Source organism: Streptococcus sp. 32226D021BW (assembly GCF_053545015.1).
The window spans coordinates 1-22,734 of the sequence record NZ_JBPPVC010000015.1; the positions used below are offsets into that span (position 1 = coordinate 1).

General features: G+C 42.0%; 20 protein-coding genes and 2 pseudogenes. 3 read left to right on the forward strand and 19 right to left on the reverse strand.

The genetic code is table 11. The features are described from left to right. Positions 1 to 370 precede the first annotated feature (370 nt). Positions 371 to 829, forward strand: a complete 459-nt coding sequence (locus ACEE44_RS08815) for an NUDIX hydrolase (RefSeq protein ID WP_105113717.1) — start codon at positions 371 to 373, stop codon at positions 827 to 829. A 55-nt stretch (positions 830 to 884) separates the two neighbouring features. After that, a complete protein-coding gene (locus ACEE44_RS08820; RefSeq protein ID WP_105113716.1) occupies positions 885 to 1,193 on the forward strand; it encodes a DUF1827 family protein in 309 nt (102 codons plus the stop codon). Between the two features lie 75 nt (positions 1,194 to 1,268). Here ACEE44_RS08820 and ileS read toward each other — a convergent pair whose 3' ends face one another. From ileS to murD, 13 genes and pseudogenes are all read right to left on the reverse strand, one after another. After that, a complete protein-coding gene (ileS, locus tag ACEE44_RS08825) occupies positions 1,269 to 4,058 on the reverse strand; it encodes an isoleucine--tRNA ligase (RefSeq protein WP_449171969.1) in 2,790 nt (929 codons plus the stop codon). A gap of 11 nt (positions 4,059 to 4,069) precedes the next feature. Then, positions 4,070 to 4,507 carry a GNAT family N-acetyltransferase gene (locus tag ACEE44_RS08830; RefSeq protein WP_449171970.1) on the reverse strand — a complete coding sequence of 146 codons (438 nt, stop codon included), beginning with the start codon at positions 4,505 to 4,507 and terminating at the stop codon, positions 4,070 to 4,072. A gap of 231 nt (positions 4,508 to 4,738) precedes the next feature. After that, on the reverse strand, positions 4,739 to 5,428 hold the full coding sequence (locus tag ACEE44_RS08835; protein ID WP_172091527.1) for a DivIVA domain-containing protein: 690 nt from the start codon (positions 5,426 to 5,428) through the stop codon (positions 4,739 to 4,741). Between the two features lie 8 nt (positions 5,429 to 5,436). Further along, positions 5,437 to 6,228, reverse strand: coding sequence for a YlmH family RNA-binding protein (locus ACEE44_RS08840; RefSeq protein WP_449171971.1), 792 nt, complete (start codon positions 6,226 to 6,228; stop codon positions 5,437 to 5,439). A 2-nt stretch (positions 6,229 to 6,230) separates the two neighbouring features. Next, the gene (locus ACEE44_RS08845; protein WP_449171972.1) at positions 6,231 to 6,494 is read right to left on the reverse strand and encodes a YggT family protein; all 264 of its coding nucleotides are present in this window, start codon (positions 6,492 to 6,494) and stop codon (positions 6,231 to 6,233) included. Positions 6,495 to 6,498: 4 nt separating this feature from the next. Continuing rightward, the gene (locus ACEE44_RS08850; RefSeq protein ID WP_248050429.1) at positions 6,499 to 7,047 is read right to left on the reverse strand and encodes a cell division protein SepF; all 549 of its coding nucleotides are present in this window, start codon (positions 7,045 to 7,047) and stop codon (positions 6,499 to 6,501) included. A 10-nt stretch (positions 7,048 to 7,057) separates the two neighbouring features. Beyond that, on the reverse strand, positions 7,058 to 7,738 hold the full coding sequence (locus ACEE44_RS08855) for a YggS family pyridoxal phosphate-dependent enzyme (protein ID WP_449171994.1): 681 nt from the start codon (positions 7,736 to 7,738) through the stop codon (positions 7,058 to 7,060). A 1-nt stretch (position 7,739) separates the two neighbouring features. Next, positions 7,740 to 7,892, reverse strand: a pseudogene (locus ACEE44_RS08860) (cell division protein FtsZ); the annotation flags it as partial. 107 nt (positions 7,893 to 7,999) lie between these two features. Then, positions 8,000 to 8,975, reverse strand: a pseudogene (gene ftsZ / locus ACEE44_RS08865) (cell division protein FtsZ); the annotation flags it as partial. Between the two features lie 25 nt (positions 8,976 to 9,000). After that, entirely contained in the window at positions 9,001 to 10,377 is a 1,377-nt protein-coding gene (gene ftsA / locus ACEE44_RS08870) for a cell division protein FtsA (protein WP_332412396.1), read from the reverse strand. Positions 10,378 to 10,522: 145 nt separating this feature from the next. Next, positions 10,523 to 11,497 carry a cell division protein FtsQ/DivIB gene (locus ACEE44_RS08875; RefSeq protein ID WP_449171973.1) on the reverse strand — a complete coding sequence of 325 codons (975 nt, stop codon included), beginning with the start codon at positions 11,495 to 11,497 and terminating at the stop codon, positions 10,523 to 10,525. Between the two features lie 5 nt (positions 11,498 to 11,502). Then, on the reverse strand, positions 11,503 to 12,567 hold the full coding sequence (locus tag ACEE44_RS08880) for a UDP-N-acetylglucosamine--N-acetylmuramyl-(pentapeptide) pyrophosphoryl-undecaprenol N-acetylglucosamine transferase (protein WP_449171974.1): 1,065 nt from the start codon (positions 12,565 to 12,567) through the stop codon (positions 11,503 to 11,505). Then, positions 12,567 to 13,919: a UDP-N-acetylmuramoyl-L-alanine--D-glutamate ligase gene (gene murD / locus ACEE44_RS08885; protein WP_449171975.1), complete on the reverse strand. Its 1,353-nt coding sequence runs from the start codon at positions 13,917 to 13,919 to the stop codon at positions 12,567 to 12,569. Before murD ends, ACEE44_RS08880 begins: the two co-directional genes overlap by 1 nt. A 219-nt stretch (positions 13,920 to 14,138) precedes the next feature. On the opposite strand from murD, the gene ACEE44_RS08890 reads away from it, so the two are divergent. Continuing rightward, positions 14,139 to 15,341, forward strand: a complete 1,203-nt coding sequence (locus ACEE44_RS08890; RefSeq protein WP_449171976.1) for a mechanosensitive ion channel — start codon at positions 14,139 to 14,141, stop codon at positions 15,339 to 15,341. A 103-nt stretch (positions 15,342 to 15,444) separates the two neighbouring features. Here ACEE44_RS08890 and ACEE44_RS08895 read toward each other — a convergent pair whose 3' ends face one another. From ACEE44_RS08895 to dcm, 6 genes are all read right to left on the reverse strand, one after another. Beyond that, positions 15,445 to 15,696, reverse strand: coding sequence for a DUF3165 family protein (locus tag ACEE44_RS08895; protein WP_248050441.1), 252 nt, complete (start codon positions 15,694 to 15,696; stop codon positions 15,445 to 15,447). Positions 15,697 to 15,713: 17 nt separating this feature from the next. Then, on the reverse strand, positions 15,714 to 17,561 hold the full coding sequence (gene typA / locus ACEE44_RS08900) for a translational GTPase TypA (protein ID WP_105109799.1): 1,848 nt from the start codon (positions 17,559 to 17,561) through the stop codon (positions 15,714 to 15,716). A 133-nt stretch (positions 17,562 to 17,694) separates the two neighbouring features. Next, positions 17,695 to 18,687, reverse strand: a complete 993-nt coding sequence (gene asnA, locus ACEE44_RS08905) for an aspartate--ammonia ligase (protein ID WP_208547098.1) — start codon at positions 18,685 to 18,687, stop codon at positions 17,695 to 17,697. 84 nt (positions 18,688 to 18,771) lie between these two features. After that, positions 18,772 to 19,824, reverse strand: coding sequence for an MmcQ/YjbR family DNA-binding protein (locus ACEE44_RS08910; RefSeq protein WP_449171977.1), 1,053 nt, complete (start codon positions 19,822 to 19,824; stop codon positions 18,772 to 18,774). Between the two features lie 12 nt (positions 19,825 to 19,836). Beyond that, positions 19,837 to 21,414: a hypothetical protein gene (locus tag ACEE44_RS08915; RefSeq protein WP_449171978.1), complete on the reverse strand. Its 1,578-nt coding sequence runs from the start codon at positions 21,412 to 21,414 to the stop codon at positions 19,837 to 19,839. 67 nt (positions 21,415 to 21,481) lie between these two features. Beyond that, positions 21,482 to 22,714: a DNA (cytosine-5-)-methyltransferase gene (dcm, locus tag ACEE44_RS08920; protein ID WP_449171979.1), complete on the reverse strand. Its 1,233-nt coding sequence runs from the start codon at positions 22,712 to 22,714 to the stop codon at positions 21,482 to 21,484. Positions 22,715 to 22,734: the final 20 nt, after the last annotated feature.

The window sequence follows — 22,734 nt, forward strand, 5'->3', positions numbered from 1 at the left end:
CAAGTCCTTATTTCCAGTTGTTGAGCTGAAACAGTCTATCCCCAGACTGTTTCACTCCCACCCCCGCACAGCTCAAAAGCTTCAGTGAACCTTTTGAGGTTGGAAATAGAGCGAACTTTGTTCGCAACAGTCGTAATGGTCAGATTTGGAGTGTAAAACACGAACAAATCTGCCAATCAACCACTGCGCTGAGATGTTGATGCGAACTCTGAGAAGAGAGGCTGGACTTGAGCCCAGCCTCGTTTTTTCAAAAATCCTTCCTCACATATAAAAAAATACCTGATTTGACCAGAAAAGTCTAGTCTGAGGAAAAATGTAAGAAAAATGGTATAATATAGTCATCTCAATTGTAAAAAGGACTTAGTTTACTATGAATATTGCCGTTTTTGGAGAAAAGAAGGCTGACGTAGACTATCAAAATCGATTTGGTGTCTATGCTGTTATCCCTGATGAAAAGAAAGAAAATATCATCCTCGTTCAAGCACCAAATGGTGCCTGGTTCCTACCAGGTGGGGAAATCGAAAAAGGGGAAAATCATCTCATCGCCCTAGAACGCGAACTAATGGAAGAGCTTGGTTTTACAGCCGAAATTGGTCACTATTATGGTCAGGCTGACGAATATTTCTACTCTAGCCATCGAGATACCTACTTCTACAACCCCGCTTACATCTATCAAGTGACCAGCTACCACCAGGTCGGCCTACCTTTAGAGGATTTTAACCACATTGCCTGGTTCCCAATCGATGAGGCCATCGAAAAACTCAAACGAGGCAGTCACAAGTGGGGAATTGAACAATGGAAATTGCAAGAAAATGTATCTGATAACTAGCCAAAACACCCCCTAGCGTGCTATAATGGAACTAAAGAGATGTAGGAGGTTCCAAATGAAAATTATAAATACGACAAATAGTCATTCATACCTGGTCCAAAATCAGTTGGCCAATACCGATGCCTTTCTAGTAGAAACCTATTCTGCTGGTAATACAGATGTTATTTTCACACAAGCCCCTCGTCACTATGAACTCTTAATCAGCAACAAATATCGGGCAGTGCAACAATCCGAAATCGAAAAAATCCGTGATTTCTTCCTTCACCGCAAGATTGATGAACGAACAATTGACAAGGCTGCTATTCAAACCATCCATACCGAACGGTTGATTGAAATGTCTATTCCCATTATTACTGAAATCTAAGAAGCCAACGGGCTTCTTTTTTTGTCCAATTGACAATAAAAAAGCCTATCCCAAAAGATAGACTTTATATCTGTTTTATGCTTCAAAACCTTGAGCTACTGCTTCAGCAAAGTTTTCTTCTACTACGCTAGCACAGTGGTCACAGATTGTTGCACCATAGCTACGCTCAACAACGCTAGTATCAATGCGGCGGCAACGGTCACACACCTCTCCGGCTGCACGCTCTACAGTAAAGGCAACTTCTTCTACCAAAACAGCACCTTCAGGAGCTACTTCAGTGGTTACTGTTAAGTTTGAAACGATGAGCAACTGAGCAAGGTCTGCATCCAAGCTCTCCAAGAAGGACTTGGTTTCAACTGACACATAGGCAGTCAGATATGCTTCTAGCGATTTACCAATCACTTTAGCATTACGGGCTTCTTCCAAGGCTTTTTGAGCTTTTGTACGGAAGACCATAAAGTTTTCCCAGTCAGCCAAAAGCTGCGCTTCATTAGCAAAGGTTTCCACCTCTGGCATTTCCGCCAATTGTACAAACTCTTCTGCTTCGTGTTCCAAGTATGACCAGATTTCTTCTGCTGTGTGTGGCAAGATTGGGGTCAAGAGCTTGGTAATTTTGACCAAGATGTCATAGAAGACAGTTTGCATCTGACGACGAGAAAGTGATTTAGCACCATCAATGTAGACGACATCTTTGGCAAAATCGAGGTAGAAGGCTGACAAATCAAGGGTTACAAAGTTTACTACAGATTTGTAAATAGCCATGAAATCATAATTGTCGTAGGCTTCACGGATTTGAGCTACCAACTTGTTAAATTTCACCAAGAGATACTGGTCAACAGAACGAAGCTCTTCGTATGCCACCGCATCACTTGCAGGATTGAAATCAGAAGTGTTGGCAATCAAGAAGCGAAGGGTATTACGGATTTTACGGTAGGTTTCAGAAACCTGTCCAAGGATATCCATAGACACACGGACATCGTTTGAAGTATCCACAGATGTCACCCACAGACGCAAGATTTCTGCACCAAACTGTTTCTCAACATCACTTGGAAGGATGGTATTACCCAATGATTTAGACATCTTCATCCCCTTACCGTCAAGGACAAAGCCCTGTGACAAGATAGCTTTGTATGGGGCATGACCATTTACGGCTACAGAGGTGATCAAGGATGAGTTAAACCAACCACGGTATTGGTCTGAACCTTCAAGGTAGAGATCTGCTGGGTAGGCAAGGTTTTCACGGGCATTCATGACGCCATTCCAAGAGGAACCTGAGTCAAACCAAACGTCCATGATGTCTGTTTCTTTGGTAAATTCGCCATTTGGTGAACCTGGATGAGTGAAACCAGCTGGCAAGAGATCTTTGGCTTCAGATTTCCACCAGATGATAGAACCATGCTCTTCAAAGAGAGCTGCAACGTGGTCTGTCACTTCCTTGGTCATGATGGCTGTGCCATCTTCAGCATAGAAGATAGGGAGTGGCACACCCCAAGCACGCTGACGTGAGATGACCCAGTCACCACGGTCTCGGATCATGTTGTAAAGACGTGTTTTACCCCAAGATGGATTGAAAGTTGTTGCTTCGATCTGATCCAAGATTTCCTGACGGAATTTAGAAACAGAGGCAAACCATTGTGGCACTGCACGCCAGATGATTGGCTTCTTGGTTCTCCAGTCAAATGGGTAGGAGTGGTTGATCACTTCACTAGCAAGGAGCAGGTCACCCAATTTTTCCTTAACAGTTGGCACAACCTTGTCATAGAATTGCCCTTCAAAATCAGGACCCGCAGCTTCATTCATCAAGCCACGTTCGTTGACAGTTACCGCAACTTCCAAGTCATATTTGACACCAACATTGTAGTCATCCTCACCAAAACCTGGCGCCGTATGGACGATACCTGTACCAGAATCCGTTGTGACATGGTCACCCAAGATAACCAATTCATCAACTTCAGCATCCCATGGGTGTTCGGTCACGATATATTCAAATTCAGCACCCTTGTGTTTGGAAATCACTTCAAAAGATTCCCAACCGAATTTGGCTGCCAAGCTATCAACCAAGGCTTCCGCCAAGACATACTTACGGTCAGAGCCAGCAGGTTGAACTAAGACATAGTCAATGTCTGCTCCCATGGTCAAACCGCGAGATGCCGTTACTGTAAATGGAGTGGTTGTCCAGACCACGATGTAGCTGTCTGTATCCAAGAGTCCCTTGCCATCTTTGACCTTGTTGGCATAATACAGAGATGTTGAGTCAATGTCATGGTATTCGATTTCAGCTTCTGCAAGGGCAGACTCAGATGACCATGACCAGTAAACAGGCTTGGCACCACGGTAAATATAGCCCTTGTCTGCCATAGCACCGAAGACACGGATTTGAGCTGCTTCGTAGTCTTTGGTCAAGGTGATATATGGATTTTCCCAGTCTGCAGAAACTCCCAAGCGCTTGAAATCATCACGTTGCTTATCAACCTGACTAAGCGCATAATCACGGCACATTTCAAGGTATTCGACCAAGTCCATTTCCTTGCGTTTGACACCTTGTTTTGCCAATACCTGCTCAATAGGAAGACCGTGCGTATCCCAACCTGGTACAAATGGTGCACGGAAGCCTGACATGGACTTAGAGCGAACGATGATGTCTTTCGAAATCTTGTTCAGGGCATGGCCAACGTGGATATTTCCGTTTGCGTATGGAGGGCCATCGTGGAGGTGGAAGGCTGGCTTGCCTGCGTTGAGTTCTTGGCGACGGGCGTACAAGTTTGCTTCATCCCAAGCCTTTTGCCATTCTGGTTCACGAGTTGGTAAACCTGCACGCATTGGGAAGGCCGTTTGACCTAGATTAAGGGTTTCTTTTAATTTCATTTTATCTCCTTTTAAAAAGTTAATTCCATTTTTATTTCTTGTCCAATCATACCAACTGATTGAAAGCCAAATTTTTCTAAGATGTACCGCATTTTATGATTACCGATGACATAATTCATGGTAATTGTGTGGCAATTTGGATCTTCCTTAGCCAGACCAATCACTTGCCGGATGACTTCCTTACCATAGCCTCTATTTTGATAATGCCTGTCTATTAACAAACGCCACACATAGTAGCTCTTGTCTTCTTGTATAGACAACAATACAAAACCTACGACTTTCTGTCCTGATTTGACTGCATAAGGAAGCAGACGTCCCTCCTCCCGATAGAGCCAAGCCTGAGCCAGAGAATATTCAACCGTTGCAACTCGACGCTGGTCCTCTTCTAAGACCTGCACTTGCAGGACTTTTTCAAAATTTTCCTTATTTACTAATTCTAATCCTATCATAACAAACAAAAAAACTCCCGCCAATAAGGACGAAAGTTCGTGGTACCACCTTAGTTTAGATAGGGTTTCCCCCATCCCTCTATGTTCGTAACGTGAACCGACGTCCTTCCCTACTTAACTGTTCAGGAAAGATCAGACAAAGGGATCCTTGACTAGAAAGGGATTGCAGGTCTTCCACCATCACCTACTCGCTGAATATATTTCTAGCAATACTGTCTTTGTATCTGAAAACTATTCTGTCACGGAAACTTCAACTGTTTCCCCTTTGTCGTAAGCTTCTGCTTGACGAGCTAATTCTGCAATTTCTTCAGAGGTCAACTGACGAGTATAGTCTAAGCTATCCTCTTCAATGGATACTTCCTCATCCAAAGCCTTATGGAGCACCTCACGGAAGGCTTCGTCACTGGTTTGAATATAGGTCGCTGTCGGACGAAGAATCTCTTCCCATTCAGACGAATTAACCAGTGATAGTTGACTTTCCATGGTTGATTTCAAACGCTGATGGAAAATACGAGTTTTATTCTTCAATTCCTCAGTTTCAATAACAATTTTCTTAGCATTATCCGTTGCATTACGAAGGATTTCGTTGGCCTTATCCTTAGCTTCATGCAAAAGGGTAGCTGCATCGTAATCGGCTTGCTTAACAATATTTGTCGCCTGATCCTCAGCCGCATGTTTTACCTTTTCCGCTGTATCTTGCGCTAAAAGTACTGACTTACTCAAGGATTCTTTCATTTCATCGAAATATGTCAAGCGCTCACGAAGTGTCTTTAATTCTGCTTCTTGCTCATGATTTTTACGTATCAATTCCTCATAATCACGAGTAACAATATCCAAAAAATCATCTACTTCGTCCGCATCATAACCTCTAAATTTGGTTGCGAAAGTTTTATCTTTTAATTCTAGTGCTGTAAGTGCCATTTTTCCCCCTATGTTTTAATCATTTCTAACTTTAATTTTACTTTACCTTGCTTAGAAAAACCTAAAAGTTCGCTTACTCGAATTCTACCGTATTTTCTAAGACTAATCAATTGTCCTAACTCAACCTGCCTACCTGCTTGTTCTACCTGAACATAATCCAATTTTACATGACCAGCTGCAATCAACTTGTCTACCTTGGTTCGTGACAGATGGAAGGCTACAGCAATTAGCTTGTCCAATCGCATACTGGAAACCAAGACTTCCTTAAAGAAAGGTTCTTCATTCATTTGGACTGGCGTAGACTGCCAATCTCGTTCCATCAGCTTAACAGGAACCCTTGCAATTTTAGCAATGGTCTGAATTGCCAGTTCTCCAAACTTCTTATCCAAAAAAATGAGTAACTCATCTTCTCTAATAAGAATATCACCTAGGTATTCTCTCCGAATACCCAATTTATTCAAGAAAGTTCCCAGTACCTGTGAATGTGATAAACTGTGAAACTTTCTAGAGTAGACAAGTTCTAGGGCCATCACATCAAAATCTTTTTTGTCCAAGACATAGTAGCTAGGAGCAAGAATGACACGAGAATACTCTGTTGGGACAAGGTCCCTTGTCGAAAACGCTTGTAAGTGGTAATAATTGGCAATCATCTGAGCAATAGCATCCTGCCTAGGATTTAGAAAACTTGTCAATCTATAGGAATAAGTATCCTCAACTTGCTGACACATATCCATCACCTTCTCGACAAATTCCCTCTCCACTCGGGCAAAATGTTCCAAAATATGCTTTTCACTCTTCATGTTTATACCAGGCCAACTAAGAGTTGCACCAATAGGCGCGTTCCCATATTCAAGACTAGCATGGCCACCAGGACTGTCAAATCTAAGCCCATAAATTGTAAGTTCAAGCGCCAAAAGGGTTTCAAGAGCGGACTAACTAGACTTTCTAAGAAACGACCAAGGGGACTTGTGAATAGAGCAGGGAACCAACTCAATAAAGCGTAGGCAAATAAGAGATAGGAATAAATCTCTACAAATTTTAATAGGATTAAAATCAGAATTTGCATACGCTTATCGCTTCATATCAAAATCGAAAGTCGTATCTGCCCCTTGTCCATTATTGGCATTACGCAATTCTTCAATATGTACAGTAACATTGACGGGCGTCAATAACCACATGGTATTAGACACCTTCTTTAAATTACCAGATAAAACCGAACGTGCTCCATCTAGATAATCCAAACAACGTCTTGCCTGTTGCTCAGACATATACTGAAAATCAATCAAAATACTAGCATTGTCCAAGAGTAGATTAACCATTTCCGGAGCATCTTCATACCGCTTCGGAAACTTAATGTCAATCGTAGATTTGTTTTCCGTACCAGTGTCAACCACCTCGTGTTGACGCTCCATACGAGGACGTTGATTATCTACACGAACTTCTCTTCTATTTTCAATCTTAGCAGGTTGTTCTTTTGAAGCGACACTTGTCTGCTGAGCAACTCGCATTTTTGGTCTTTCATTTGGCATAGAATAAGCTTCTTCTTGCTCAGTTGCCTCATTGACATCGTCAACCTCAAAGTAATTGAATAAATTTTTAAATGTATCTTTTAGTGCCACGGTTTTCTCCCTAATTCACTGACTCAAAAAATGCCGTTCCTATTCTCACATAGGTTGCCCCATGTTCAATAGCTATGTTAAAATCACCACTCATGCCCATACTTAATTCTGTAAAGGGCATACCTGGTAACTGCCGACCTGCCAACTCTTCTTGAACTTGCTTCATTTTAGAAAATATAGAAGCAAGCTCTACTTCATCTGCTTCAAAAGGAGCCATTGTCATCAAGCCAACAAGCTCAACATTTTTATAGTTAGCTATTTCAGATAAGACATCATCAATCTCCGACAAGGCAAATCCATGCTTACTTTCCTCACCAGATATGTTGACTTGCAAAAAGCACTTAATTCTTCTGGTAGCTCGTTTATCGATCTCTTGAGCTAATTTGACAGAATCTAAGGCATGGAAATAGTCTACAAAATTGATGACATCTTTAACCTTGCGTCTTTGCAGTGTACCAATCAAGTGCCAAGTGAGATTTTGGTCTGCCAAGGCCTTATATTTATCTAAAAACAGGTCAACTCGGTTTTCACCGATGTGCCTTACCCCTGTTTTTACTAGCTTATTAGCAATAGAGCTGTCAACATACTTGGTGACAGCTATTACATTTACAGATTCAATTGGACGCCCTGCCTTTTCAGCTGCTTGAGCCACAGCTAAAAATACATTATCCTTGTTCTTTTGGAAATCCATCTTAACGGTTTCTGAAGAATGGTGGGGTATCCAACTCATCTTCATCATGCTCCATTGAAAACTTTTCAACAGCTACTGTTGAAGCTGGTTCTGTATCAGTAGGACGGATTAGATTTTCTCGACGTAAGTCCCATTCACCAAATGCTGAAGCTTTTGGTGTTTCTACTTGAGCTACTGCAGTGCGAACGGGAGCCGTTGCTGGAGCTACTGGATAATCAAAACGTTGTGTCTGACGTGGTGAAACAGTTTCTGTACGATGACGGACAGCTTTTTCAGCCGCATCCTGACGAACACCTGTCGCCACAACGGTTACGCGGATTTCATCCTTCATGGTCTCGTCAATAGATGTTCCCAACCAGATATTCACTCCTTGACCAGCTGCTTGATGAACAATCTCAGATGCATCCTCTGCTTCCGTCAAAGTCATATCATAGCCACCTGTAACGTTGACAATAACATCTTCCGCACCATCGATAGTTGTTTCAAGAAGTGGTGAGTAAATTGCTTTACGAGCGGCTTCAATAACACGGTCTTCACCAGTACCGATACCAATACCCATAAGAGCATTGCCCTTGTTTTCCATAACAGTCTTCACATCCGCAAAGTCCAAGTTAATCAAACCAGGATTGGTAATCAAGTCTGTAATGCCTTGAACACCCTGACGAAGAACATTATCAGCTTCACTCAAAGCTTCCAAAAGAGGTGTCTTCTTGTCAACAATTTCAAGAAGATTGTTATTTGAAATAATCAAAAGTGTGTCGACTTGTTCGCGAAGTCCTTCAATACCTTCGATGGCAAAGTTGCCACGTTTGTTTCCTTCAAAACCAAATGGACGTGTTACAACAGCTACTGTCAATGCACCCAAATTTTTGGCAATACGTGCGATAACTGGTGCTGCACCTGTACCTGAGCCACCGCCCATACCAGCAGTGATGAAGACCATGTCAGCTCCTGTAAGAACATTGGTCAAGACTTCTTCGCTTTCCTCAGCTGCCTTACGACCAACTTCAGGCTGACCCCCAGCACCTAGACCGCGGGTTAATTTTGGACCCAACTGAATAACCGTTTCCGCTTTTGAACTACTCAAAGCTTGCACATCTGTGTTGGCTGCGATAAATTCAACACCTGCTACACCTTCTTCAATCATACGGTTGATGGCGTTACCACCACCACCGCCGACACCGATTACTTTAATGACAGCACCATGACTTGCTGCTGCTTCAAATGAAAATGCCATAGTTTATATCACCTTTTCTATTCTCTTATTCAAACATACTACCGAACAAACCACGGATACGCTCTGTAATATTGCCTTTGTTTGCTGAACGTTCCTCATTCACTTCGTTATTGTAAATAGGAATAGATGTTTCTTCACTTTCAACCACATTCAATTCCTTAACAATTTCCTTTTGGATTGGTTGGCTAACACGAGGACGTGGAAGGCTAACATCTATTGGTTTGTGTCTTAACATGGTTTCACCATTTACTGCATATTGAGCAATTTTCTCAACGTCCTCTAGTTCACCCACGTATTCTACAAGGCTAATCACACTTGCAAAGGCTGGATTACGGATACCGATTTGATTTGGAACGAAGAGTTTGGTATGAACACCGAAGACCTCTTGTGCCAAGTCAGTAATACCTGGCAAGATAGCACCGCCACCTACAAGAACAATGCCACCTGGCAAGTCCAAGGCCCGTGTTCTTTCTAAGTCCTGTTTCACTCGCTCAAAGATTTGGCGAAGGCGAGCTGCAATCACTTCTGATAGGTAGCGTTCTGTTACTTCTACAGGTGCACTCTCACCAATGACCTCAACAGTGAATTTTTCCTTATCACTTGCTTCTTGTGGGAAGGCAATACCATAATTATATTTCAAATTCTCAGCAATGCTCTTTGAAGTTGTCAAGACTTTAGAAATGTCATTGGTGATGTAATCTCCACCTTCTTGGTAGATATTGGTATATTGCAATTCCTGACCACGCATGACTGCTACGGTTGTTTGACCGCCACCAAGATCAATCACTGTTGCACCAAATTCACGCTCTCCCTCATTCAATACAGAACGGGTTAAGGCAAGGGGAGCAATGACAACATTCTCAACCTGTACACCTGCACGTTCAACCGTTTTACGAAGGTTGTGAAGGATGGTACGTGGACCAGTATAGAGCATCCCACGCATCTCCAAACGAATACCCATCATGCCACGAGGATCTTTAATTCCTTTGAAACCATCAACTGTGAACTCCTCTGGAATAAATGAAATTACTTCACGTTCTGGGGTCATGCTCTTAGTCAATGCTGACTTCACAACATTTTCTACATCTACGTCTGTAATTTCTTGTGAATCCGTTGTTACAGGAATCATGCCTTGAGTTGGCTCGATTTGAAGTAGATTTGCAGGCAAGCCAACGTTAATTGATTCAATACGCAAACCTGACTTTTCTTCCGCTTGCTCGATAGCCTTTTTTATCGCACCAGCAGCAACCTCAATATTGACAATAATCCCATCCTTGACACCAGCACTTTTCACATTGCTGACACCAATTACGTTCATTTCATTTTCATTATATTCTGCAACCAAGACTTTAACGGAGCTTGTACCAATATCTAATCCCGTAAAAAAGCCGTTTCTAGCCATTCTATCAGTCCTCTCTTACTTCCACTTTAACAAATCATCTTCCATTTTAAAAAATAGTATAATTAGTCATCTTTCATTATACCATATTCTATTCGAATTGGGGGATAATAAAGGATTATTTTATAATTTTTTCTTTATCCAGCTATCAAATTTCACTTGAATAGCGATAGATACCAACTTCCATATCAATTGTTATTGGTCCCTCTGCTTCTGCCGCAATTTTAGTATAATAAGCAAGTTTTTCGGTCAGTTCACTAAGGGGCACCAAAACTGTATTTCCATCTGTCATATTGAATGTCAATAAATCAGCTGTTACCTGACTTGGAGTTAAACTTACAGTCTGGATTTTCTCCCTAATCGTAGGTTCAATCTCTCCAAGGGCAATAGCTAATTGCTTTACCTGATTTTTATCTGATAATTGAATGGTCGTATAGGTTTCCGGCAGGGTATCTACTGCTACAATCTCAGTACCTATATTACCACTAGATAAAACAGGGTAGAGCTGATCGTTCTGCTGAATATAGCCAATAATAGCGTATTCTTTAATGCGGATAGTAAACTGGTTTGGAAACTGATAGCTAATCTCCGAAGTTTCCACAGATGGATTATTTTTTTTTACATTCTCAGCGTAAGCTGATGCATTCAATAGAGTGGTCACAACATAGTCTTTATCCGAAATCAAACTATATTTGATGACCTGTTCAGCTGTCAGCTTATCCTGACCTTTGACAACGATGTCTTTCGCTTTACTAGTTGGGGAAATGAAGTAGAGAGAAAGGGCCGCAAGTAATAAACTGACCACTAAAATAGGGACAGATTTCCAAATTACTTTTTTAGGTATTTCTACTTGCCTATTCTTCTTTTCTTCCAACTGGTTCTTAGGAACAGAGCTAAGCTTGCCAGGCTTCTTAATCCCCTGAAAAAGCTTCCTTTTTTCCTGAATAGTCGAAGGAACTTCCTCACTATTATCCGCTTTCACCTTACTTGCTAAATAGGCTTGATGCTTGGCCTTCCATTTTTCAAAAAAGGCACTTTTTTCTTCCTGAGAAGCTTCCATAGAGGGAACTTCTATGTCTGTTTGGTCATGGATAGTAGGTTCCTTATCATTTTTTTGGGTCATAGCACCTACCTCCCCATATCATCTCTCAATAGATCATAGAAACTATCCACCGATTGAATTTCTTTAGAGTTAGCCATATTATTTTTGTAAAATTCCTTATTTTCCAACAAATTTTCAACTTCGGCTAGTAGATTTTCCAAAGTCAATTGACTTTCATCAATTTGTTTGGAATACCCTTTTTTCTCCGCATAGAGAGCGTTTTCTATCTGATCCCCTCGACTAGCTTGACGTCCCAGGGGTACAATCAAGTGAAGTTGTTGCATGGCAATCAACTCAAACAAGGTATTGGAACCACCACGGGTAATAACGACATCCGCCAAATCCATCAAGGGTTGGTATAGCTCCGTGACATAATCAACACGATAGAGATTGTCAGCCAATTTGTTTAAGTCTGCATCTCCGGTGAGGTTGATAATATTGAATCGCTCTGTCAAGGCCACCATATGTTGACTGATCAAATCATTAAATACCTTGGCACCTCCTGAGCCACCTACAAACAATAATGTTGGTAGATTTTTATCGAAGTGGCTAAGGATTTCTGGCAACTGGATTGGTGTAACTTTATCATTGCTTTGACCCACCTTAGTAACCGCCCCAACGTGTTTGACCTTGGTCAGACCTGCAGGCTGTTCAAAAGTACTATACATGGTTGTTGCAAATTTGTAGGCAATCTTATTGGCCAGACCCATGGACAAATCGGACTCATGAATGTAAACAGGTACACCTAGAAGTTTGGATGCAATAACTGGTGGAACCGAAACAAAACCACCTTTTGAAAATAGGGCCTGGGGTCTAATTTTAGCAATAATAGCAAGCGATTGTAGGACCCCAAAACCAACCTTAAATACATCCAGCATATTCTGGAAAGAAAAATAGCGGCGTAATTTTCCTGTAGCAATCGAATGGAAGCATACATCTAAGCCTGATTTTACAATCTGCTCATGCTCAATTCCATTTCCATCACCTATATAGTGAACTTCCCAGCCATCTTCAATAAAACGTGGAATCAAGAGAAGGTTGAGGGTCACGTGACCTACTGTACCTCCACCTGTAAAAACAATTTTTTTCATTAGTTACATAACTCCTCGTAGGTCTGCAAGAATACATCTCCACGCACTTCAAAGTTTGGATACATATCCCAACTTGCATTGGCAGGACTTAAGAGCACAACATCCCCTTCTTCTGCCGCTTCGAAGGCCTTCCGAGTTGCGTCCGCAATATCCTCAGCAGCAAGAGTTGGTACGCCTGCCTTGTCTGCTGCTCGCTGAACACGCGGGGCTGATTGACCCAGAATAACCATTTTCTTCAAACCGAGCAAATCTGGAACCAAGTCATCAAATTCATTGCCTCTATCCAAACCACCAGCAATCAAGATTACCTTACTATTATCAAAACCTGACAAGGCTTTTTGAGTCGCTAAGATATTGGTCGATTTACTATCGTTATAGAAGGTCACTCCCTTGATTTTACCAACCAATTGCAAGCGGTGTTTCACTCCACCAAAAGCAGACAAGCTTTCTTGAATAGCTTGGTTATCAACTCCCCACAACTTAGCAACAGCAATCGTTGCCAAGGCATTCTCAATATTATGAGTTCCTGGAACACCAATCTGGTCTGCATCCATGATGAACTCACCCTTGAAATAGAGTTTGCCATCTTGTAAATAGGCACCATCCACCACTTCTTTGGTTGAAAACGGAAGAACTTTAGCCTTGGTTTTTTGAGCCAAATCCTTGGCATCTTCTTGATTGAAGTTCAGAACAATCGTATCTTCTTCGGTCATCTGGCGCTGAAGCATCCATTTGGCTGCCACATACTCTTCATAGGTTCCATGATAGTCAATATGGTTGGCACTCAAATTAGTAATAACTGCCACATTTGGACGAAAAACCTCTGTTCCCATCAATTGGAAAGAGGACAACTCCATTACCAAGGTATCATCCTTGGTCGCAGTTTGCGCGACAGAAGAGGCTGGATAGCCAATATTTCCACATAATTTTGCAGACTTATTTCCTGCATTTAGGGCTTCCGCAATCATGGTTGTAGTTGTTGTCTTACCATTTGACCCTGTAATTCCGATAATCGGAGCATCTGAAATCAGGTAGGCCAATTCAACTTCTGTCCAGACCGGTATGCCTTTTTCAAGGGCTTTTTCAACCATCGGATTATCATAGCGGATACCTGGGTTCTTAACCATAAGAGCAAAATCCTCATCCAACAACTCCAGCGGATGGCCACCACAAACCACACGAATTCCTTCCTCAAGAAGTCCTTGAGCTGTCGGATTTTCTTCAAATGGCTTACCGTCATTTACTGTTACAATAGCCCCTAAGGTATCCAATAGGCGAGCTGCCGATTCGCCCGACTTAGCCAAACCGAGCACCAAAACTTTTTTATTTTTAAACGTATCAATCATTTTCATGGTATATTTCCTTCTTAATCCTCTAGAATGGTTCAGACGCTTCCTATCCTGTTTAGAAATCCCAAACATTCTAACACTTTATTTTACCCTTTACATGAAGCTTTTTCAAGCTAAAGGGAGTGGAAAAAGCTGGAATAGGGGGAAAATTCATCTTATTTGTCAATTCCTTATAAAAGTGATAGACTTAAAACGAAAATATTTTATTATAAGGAGTATTATATGACTACTATAATCGATAGTTTATTCTATCCTTTGCTTTCTGCTTTGCCAGGCGTCATCCGTATGCTTGTCCTGGTTATCATTGCCTTTGTGTTGGCTGGTTTATTACGCAAGCTAACTCTAGCTGGTTTGAACAAAATCCAGTTCTCACAAAAATTACAAGAATGGGGTGTTATTAAGCCTGAAGATAATGGCCAAGCCCTCATCAAAACACTTGGTCAACTTGTTTACTTCCTTGTGATTCTCTTCTTCCTTCCATCTATCTTGTCTGGTTTGAATATCAGCAGCACGGTAGATCCAATCTCTAGCATGTTTGAGAAATTCTTTGCCTTTATTCCAAACATGATTGCAGCTGGTTTGATTATCTTTGTTGGAACTTTCTTCTGCAAATTTATCAAAGGTCTGTTGACTGGTGTCCTAGAACGTTTAGACATTGATGCATGGTATACTAAAGTTACTGGTCAGGAAAAATTGCCATTTGACAGCAAACAAATCATTTCTGTCCTATCAACTGTTGTCTATGTATTGATCTTCATTCCGATCTTAACCTTGGCTTTGGAAACACTTGGTATCACAAGTATTTCTCAACCAATCGTTACCATTCTTAATCAAGTGATCGGTATCCTACCAAATGTTTTGGTTGCCCTTATCTTGATTGCAGTTGGTAGCTTTGTAGCTAAATTGATTGGCAACCTTCTTGAAAATCTTCTTGAAACTGCCGGCATCAACAACTACTCTAAATACCTATTCGCTAAAGAAGAAGCTAACTTTGAATTGTCAGCTATCATTACTCAAGTCGTTCGTGCTATCATCATCGTTTTCTTCTTTATCCAAGCTATCCAAGTATTGAACCTTGAAGTATTTAATTCTGTTGGTTCTGCCCTACTTGCTTATCTGCCATCACTTATCAGCGCTCTTGCTATTGTTATCTTGGCAATCATCGCAAGCAATCTAGTAGCTAACTTCCTACAAAAAGTTACGGATAGCCCTCTTGTTATCACCATTGTACGCTACTTGATTATCGTATTTGCAGTCTTCATGGCTCTCGATCAATTGAAGTTTGCACAACATATCGTTCAATCAACCTTCACAATTATTCTTGGTGCACTAGCAGTAGCCTTCGCCCTTGCCTTCGGTTTAGGTGGTCGTGACTTTGCTGCAAGACAACTTGAAAAATTAGAAAAGAAAATTGATAAAGAATAACCATTACAAATAGCCTGAACACTAGTTTGGGCTATTTTTTATACCATAAAATCCTGAGAAAAAAGGCCGAACCAACTGTCCAGCCTTTTATTCTATTATTAACTTATTTTCCTTTAGGAGAACTATCTAGATAGTGAATATCCCTCATAGCCCAGCCCCCAATGAAAATCATGATCAAACCAAGCCAGAAATTTGTAGAAAACTGCATGATTTTTAGAAATCCAAGAATGAGCGCGATAACCAGTACGACTAGCAAAAACACTGCTAAAATCAAATTGATAGTCCCCTTGACATTTTTAGGGGCTACAAAAATATAAAAGAGTACCAATAAAATCGCTAGGATGAGGTAAAACATAGCTCTTCTCCTCGGAATTATTCTTCAGTTGCTAATTTTTTCTTCTTAGCCGCCTTGTCGCGCTCTGCCTTATTCAAGATTTGCTTACGAAGACGGATTGACTCAGGCGTTACTTCCATGTATTCATCATCGTTCAAGAATTCTAGTGATTCTTCAAGAGTCAAGATACGTGGTGTCTTAATTACAGACGTTTGGTCTTTGGTAGCTGAACGAACGTTGGTCATTTGTTTAGCAGTCGTGATGTTCACTGTCAAGTCATTTTCACGTGAGTTTTCACCGATAATCATCCCTTCGTAAACCTCAGTACCTGGGTTAACGAAGATTGTACCACGCTCTTCGATACGCATGATTGAGTAAGTAGTTGCCTTACCTTGATCGATAGAAACGAGGGCACCACGGTGACGACCACCGATCTCACCTTGAACAACTGGCAAATACTGGTCGAAGGTATGGTTCATGATACCATAACCACGAGTCATTGAAAGGAATTCTGTTGAATAACCAATCAACCCACGCGCAGGTACAAGGAAGACAAGACGAGTTTGGCCATTACCAGTTGAAACCATATCCAACATATCCCCCTTACGCTCAGATAGGGATTGGATAACAGAACCTTGGTATTCTTCTGGAGTATCGATTTGCACGCGCTCGAATGGCTCCATTTTCACGCCGTCAATTTCCTTGATGATAACTTCTGGACGTGATACTTGTAGCTCATAGCCTTCACGACGCATGGTTTCAATCAAGATAGACAAATGCAATTCACCACGACCAGAAACAGTCCATTTGTCTGGCGAGTCTGTAGCTTCTACACGGAGAGATACATCTGTCTGCAATTCTGCCAAAAGGCGCTCTTCGATCTTACGTGATGTTACCCACTTACCTTCACGACCTGCAAATGGTGAATTGTTAACCAAGAAAGTCATTTGAAGAGTTGGTTCATCGATACGAAGTACTGGAAGTGGCTCAACCGCGTCTGTAGGCGTTACTGTTTCGCCGACGAAGATGTCTTCCATACCTGAAACGGCAATCAAGTCCCCAGCTTTAGCTTCTTGGATTTCCTTACGCTCAAGACCGAAGAAACCAAATAGCTTAGTAACACGGAAGTTTTTAGTAGTACCGTCTAGTTTTGAAAGGGTAACCTGGTCACCTACTTTAACAGTACCACGGAAGACACGACCGATACCGATACGACCTACGAAGTCGTTGTAGTCCAAAAGGGATACTTGGAACTGCAAAGGCTCATCTGAGTTATCCACTGGTGCAGGGATATGCTCAATGATGGTATCAAAAATTGGTGCCATTGTTTCTTCTTGGTCTGCTGGATTGTCAGACAAAGATGAAGTTCCGTTGATAGCTGATGCGTAAACCACTGGGAATTCCAATTGGTCATCGTCTGCACCAAGCTCGATGAAGAGTTCAAGCACTTCATCAACAACTTCTTCTGGACGAGCAGATGGCTTGTCAATTTTGTTAACAACCACGATTGGTGTCAAATTTTGCTCAAGAGCTTTTTTCAATACGAAACGAGTCTGCGGCATAGTACCTTCGTAAGCATCTACGACAAGGACAACACCGTCAACCATTTTCATGATACGCTCAACCTCACCACCGAAGTCCGCGTGTCCTGGTGTATCCATGATGTTGATACGAGTACCGTTGTAAGCTACGGCAGTGTTTTTAGCAAGGATAGTGATACCACGCTCTTTTTCGATGTCGTTTGAGTCCATGGCACGCTCATCCAATTGCGTACGCTCATCAAGGGTTTGAGATTGTTTCAATAATTCATCAACGAGGGTTGTTTTTCCGTGGTCAACGTGGGCAATAATGGCTACGTTACGGATGTCTTCTCTAAGTTTTGTCATAATATCCTCTGTATTTTTTAATTTAACTAAAAAAGTATATCATAGATTGGCGCAAAAATCACAGATAATCACATTGTAAATGTTTTCAGGCAGTTGATTGGAAGAAAAAGAAAAGAGATTGAAAATCAACCTCTTACAAAATATTCTCAAAATTATCGCGCACTTCTTGTGGCCAAACGCTAGATTGAACTTCACCGATATGTTTCTTACGAAGCAAGAACATGGCCAAACGGGATTGACCGATACCGCCACCAATCGAAAGCGGGAAGAGACCATTCAACAGGGCACGATGCCAATCAAATTCCAAACGATCTTCATCGCCTGTAATCGCAACCTGGCGCTTAAGCGCTTCTTCATCCACACGAATCCCCATTGAGGACAACTCAAAGGCTGAACCAAGTGCTTCGTTCCAAACCAAGATGTCTCCATTGAGTCCTTTGTAGCCTACTTCTGATGGGCTGGTCCAGTCATCATAGTCTGGGGCGCGTCCATCATGTGGTTTACCATCTGCCAGTTCACCGCCGATACCGATTAGGAAGACCGCACCGTATTCTTTGGCAACCACATTCTCACGCTCTTTTGGTGTCAAGTCTGGGAAGTTCTTGACCAAGTCCTCTGTGTGGATAAAGGTGATTTTCTTTGGTAAAACAGACTCGATGTCATATCGAGCTTCAACTGCCAATTCAGTCAGACGGATAGCCTTGTAAATCTGCTCCACTGTTTCTTTCAAATAAGCTAAATTCCGACGACCATCTGGGATAACCTTTTCCCAGTCCCATTGGTCCACATATACTGAGTGAATGGGATCCAAGGAATCCTCGTCAGGACGAAGTGCCTTCATGTGAACAAAGAGCCCTTCTCCCTCATTAAAACCGAATCGAGCCAAGGTATGGCGCTTCCACTTAGCAAGTGAGTGAACCACTTCATAGGTCGCATCTGGAATCAGCTTCACATTAACCGTAACCGCATTCTCCACACCGGACAAATTATCCTGCATACCATCCCCGACACGACTCAAAATCGGTCCTTGCACTTCTACGATTTCTAGCTTGTCTTTCAAATACTGAGTGAATGTATTTTTGACGAAAGAAATCTCCTCTTGCTGATGAATGAAGCTTTTCTTCATACCTTACCTCCTCGTAAATTTATACACCTTATTATACTCTTTTTTACCCACTTGTAAAGCCTTTTTATTAAATATTCTGATAATTTAATGGAGGTTTTTCAATTCAGATGTCAGTACCTCTATCACGCCCTCTGTCAAGCGTCTAGGACCACGTACCGCCCTGACTCCCAAGTCCATCATGCGCGCTCTTGGCAAAACATCATCGGAAAATTGAGCAAGCAATTCCATCTGCATGATTTTCTTTTCTGTCGGAATATCTGACTCTCCATGATTTTCCAAGTTTGCCCCCAAGACTCGACAAACATAGCGAATGGCCTGTACAGGTGCCGTGACATAAATGGCAACGATGTCCCCGGCTTGAATAGTTGATTTTTGTGGCCAAAAGACTACCTTATTTTCCGCAAATTCGGTATCGATATCATAGACTTTGGGATTGGCTGGAATAACCCAGTAATCAGGTCCCTGCTCTGCCTTGTAAGACTTGGGTCCCACCAAAATCCGACTTTTCTCCACAAGGGCGAATAGCACCTCATCAGCCACCGTCCCGTCCAGTAGCACCGACACCCAGGTCTTCTTAGACATATGATAGGCTGGATAAACGCCCGAAAGGCTCAGAAGCTCTGCTATTTCCCGAGAATCAACCTTGAGGTTGACGATTTCCACCAGCTCTTGAGACCCGCTCCCATCCAGCTTGTCCCTCGGAACTTGGCTGACCAAGGCGTACCACTTGCTATTGGCAGGGTGACGAAAAGCCCCATAAGTCGGCAACTTGGCGAAAGGATAATCAGGAAGGTCGGCCCACTGCTCCTTGATGAGCTGGGCTAGGCGGTTGCTTTGGTCTTTGGTAAATGGCAGAGCGGTAAAGCAGGCTTCGGTCACACGCAGAAGGATAGCCTCGTAAGCCTCTTTGACCTGACTGACAAATGCCCCTGCGGGTGCGGTCACCAGATGAGCAGTATAGAGCTCATCCATCTCACAATCCCAAATAAAAGATGTCCATTGGCCAGCCTCATCCACCTCCACCACCGCCTCAAACTGCGCCTCCAGGAACACTTCACGGTAGGTGTAACGATTATCGGCGAAAAGGAAACCGAAAGGGAGGAGGGAGGGGAGGTTGGGTTTATACTTATTATTCATGAATAAACTTCCTTAATTTCTCCTACTAACCCAACCAATTGCATCTGCTGGAGGATTTTCCGTGTCAATCCAGATAAATTCGATACCAATTTCTCTATTTTTGAATTTGGTTAATCGAATACCATTTATTTCCAACGCTTCTAGTTTCTTCCCTGTCAGTACTTCACGCTCAGCCAGTTGAAAAACACCTCTCAGCAACCATTCACCAAGAATATCTTGCCTATCCACTGACTGAATAGCCTTGCCTGATTCTTGATTGATGTAGGCTTCAATAGCATCTCCTGATGATAGAAAACGAAGCGTAAAAGTTCGTTCTTCTTTCGACAGTGCCAATTTTTTGCCTGTTTCATCAAATGTCCCAACATTGTGACCGAAAAAGTCTGGTCGAGCATCATGAAACTTTTTAGAATCAGGCAGTGGAATGTAAACTTCACTAACTGGACGGTAAACCAATTTCTCCAGTTTTTCAGATAGTTTTTCAATTCCCGACTTCTGAGCAAAGTTTATCAAGGCAGTCCGAATTTTTTTCATTTTAGCTTTTTCTTCTTTAGAGGACCACTTTTTCAATAAAATTTCTTCCAAAGAATAGGTTACAAATGCAAGTTCTTCCGAGCTGAGCTGATCCGAAAATTCCTCTTGGATTCTCTGAATGCGTGATAGTCTATCTTTTTTAGCTAACTTAGCTCCACCATTAAAGGCATTAAAGCCTGAATTTTCTTCAACATGACCATGCTTATCTGTGATAACCCATGACACTGTATCAAGAACTTGATTTTCTTTCTCGTCCGCTGACAAAGTATGGAGATTTTCAAAAATATAGAAAGGATCTTCCACATAGTCCACGTCCCAGATATCCACCACTATCTCTTTGTTATGAAAGGTCATGTGAAGTTGACTATCTGCTGCGGTGTATTTGTAATCATGCTGGCCATCTGTAAAAGCAAAATTTGTCGGAGTTTTTAGACTGGTCGCTCCCTTAATCTGCAAATTTTCGACATCTATCGGGAGATAACTGGTTTCCCCTACAAAAATTTGTGGCTTGGCTCCCTTTGCCGTTGGCATTAAGACATGGTAAACCGATTCCACGGTTGCGTCCGATGCAAAACCACGAATTTGTGCTTTTGAAGATTCAATCCGCTGGTTACGCAAGAGAGAAATTTCCTTGGCCAGTTTCAAGTAAAGTGCCTGATTATTTTTATCTGCCGTTGCTTTATCTGGAGCAATCATGGCATTGAACTTGATTTCTTGTAAAATCTCTGTCCAACTCTGCGAATCTTTCTTGAACTGGGCAACTTTTTGGTCACCTGACTGAATGCCGAAAGACTTGATGCCAACTAGGTATTTATGCTGATTATCTACCATAACCGAGGCATCAAAAGAAGTGTTGGCAATATCCTCACCAACTGCTTGAAAGGCTCTCTGAAAGACTGTTTCCTGGAATTTGGAATTGATAATCGGAGCTACATAATTAAAGGCTTCATTTTCCTCATCTGTTTCAGACTTTTGCGAAAAAGCCTCACTTAGACTTGCAAAATTAGTGATTAAAGTTCGATATTTTTCCTTCTGCTCTGCTTTTAATTTTTCCCACATAAACTCTACCTCATTTTTCTAATCCTAGTATAGCAAAAGAAGACTAGATTTTCACTAGTCCTCTAATTTAATTATTCGTAATAGCAATACTATAAAATTCTAAGTTTCCACCTTTTTTGACCAAGCGTAGATAGTCTTCGTCTGACAAAATTCCTAAACCGTCATTATAACTGTCTAACTTGGCAATCGCTTCGTCATAGGTCGCAACGAAGTCTTTCACATAAGACTGCCCTTCAAACTGACCATTCATCTTGGTATAGATGATAGCGACGTTTCCAGTTCGTTCCAACTGTGACAGACCGGAGGAAGTTTTCAACGCTTCGGCAATCTTATCCGCAATCCGCTTGATAACTGGTACAACAACGCTGTTGCCAGCCTGTTTGTAGAGTTGTCCATTGGACACACCTTCTGGAATTTTGAAGGTCTTTGGATAGCCTTGAACGTTAAAGGTTTCTTTCGGTGTCAGCTTACGAATTTCCCCAGTGTCTGTCAAGATGAGGGGGACATTATGCCCACCTGTTCCCATATTAGCTGTCAGGGTTGGCACGACACCATTTTTATTTTCCCTGACATACTGGCGTCTCCACTGGTAAACCGTATCTTGACTGGTAACAGCGTGCTTTAACTCCTCAAAGAAAGGTTGCTTTCCTTGACGATAATAGTAATTCTCCTCTGGTTTTGCCCCAAAATCAATAACATCTTGAAGCCCAGTGGTCAGCTTGATTTCCTCTGGAAATTCAAATTTATCGTAGACTTCCTTGTTATCAAAGCCAACAATATAGATCCGCTCGCGGTTTTGCGGGATGTTCCCGTAGTCCTTGCCGTTCAAGACCTTCCACTTGATAAAGTAGTTGTTCTCGGTCAAGGCTTCACGGATAACCTTGAAGGTATTACCGTGATCATGAGAAACCATATTTTTCACATTCTCAACAAAAATCGCCTTGGGTTTCCTGGCTTCAATCATCCGAAGCAACTCAAAGAAAAGGTCGCCACGGTCATCTTCAAAGCCCTTGCGGTAGCCTGCGATACTAAAGGCCTGACAAGGAAAGCCTCCGACAATCACATCGACTGTTTCCGAAGGAATTTCCTCTGGCAAAACTGCGTGAATATCACGCCCGTCCAGATAAGTATCTGGGTAATTCAACTGATAAGTCTGTCTGGCATACTTATCAAACTCGTTGGCATACACCACTCTGAACTCGTTGGTCTGCTCAAAGCCCAACTCAATTCCACCAACACCAGAAAAGAATGCTGCAATAGCAAACTTCCCCTGCTGGCGTGAACTTACAGAATTTGTCATGTAAGCACCTGCTTTCTAGA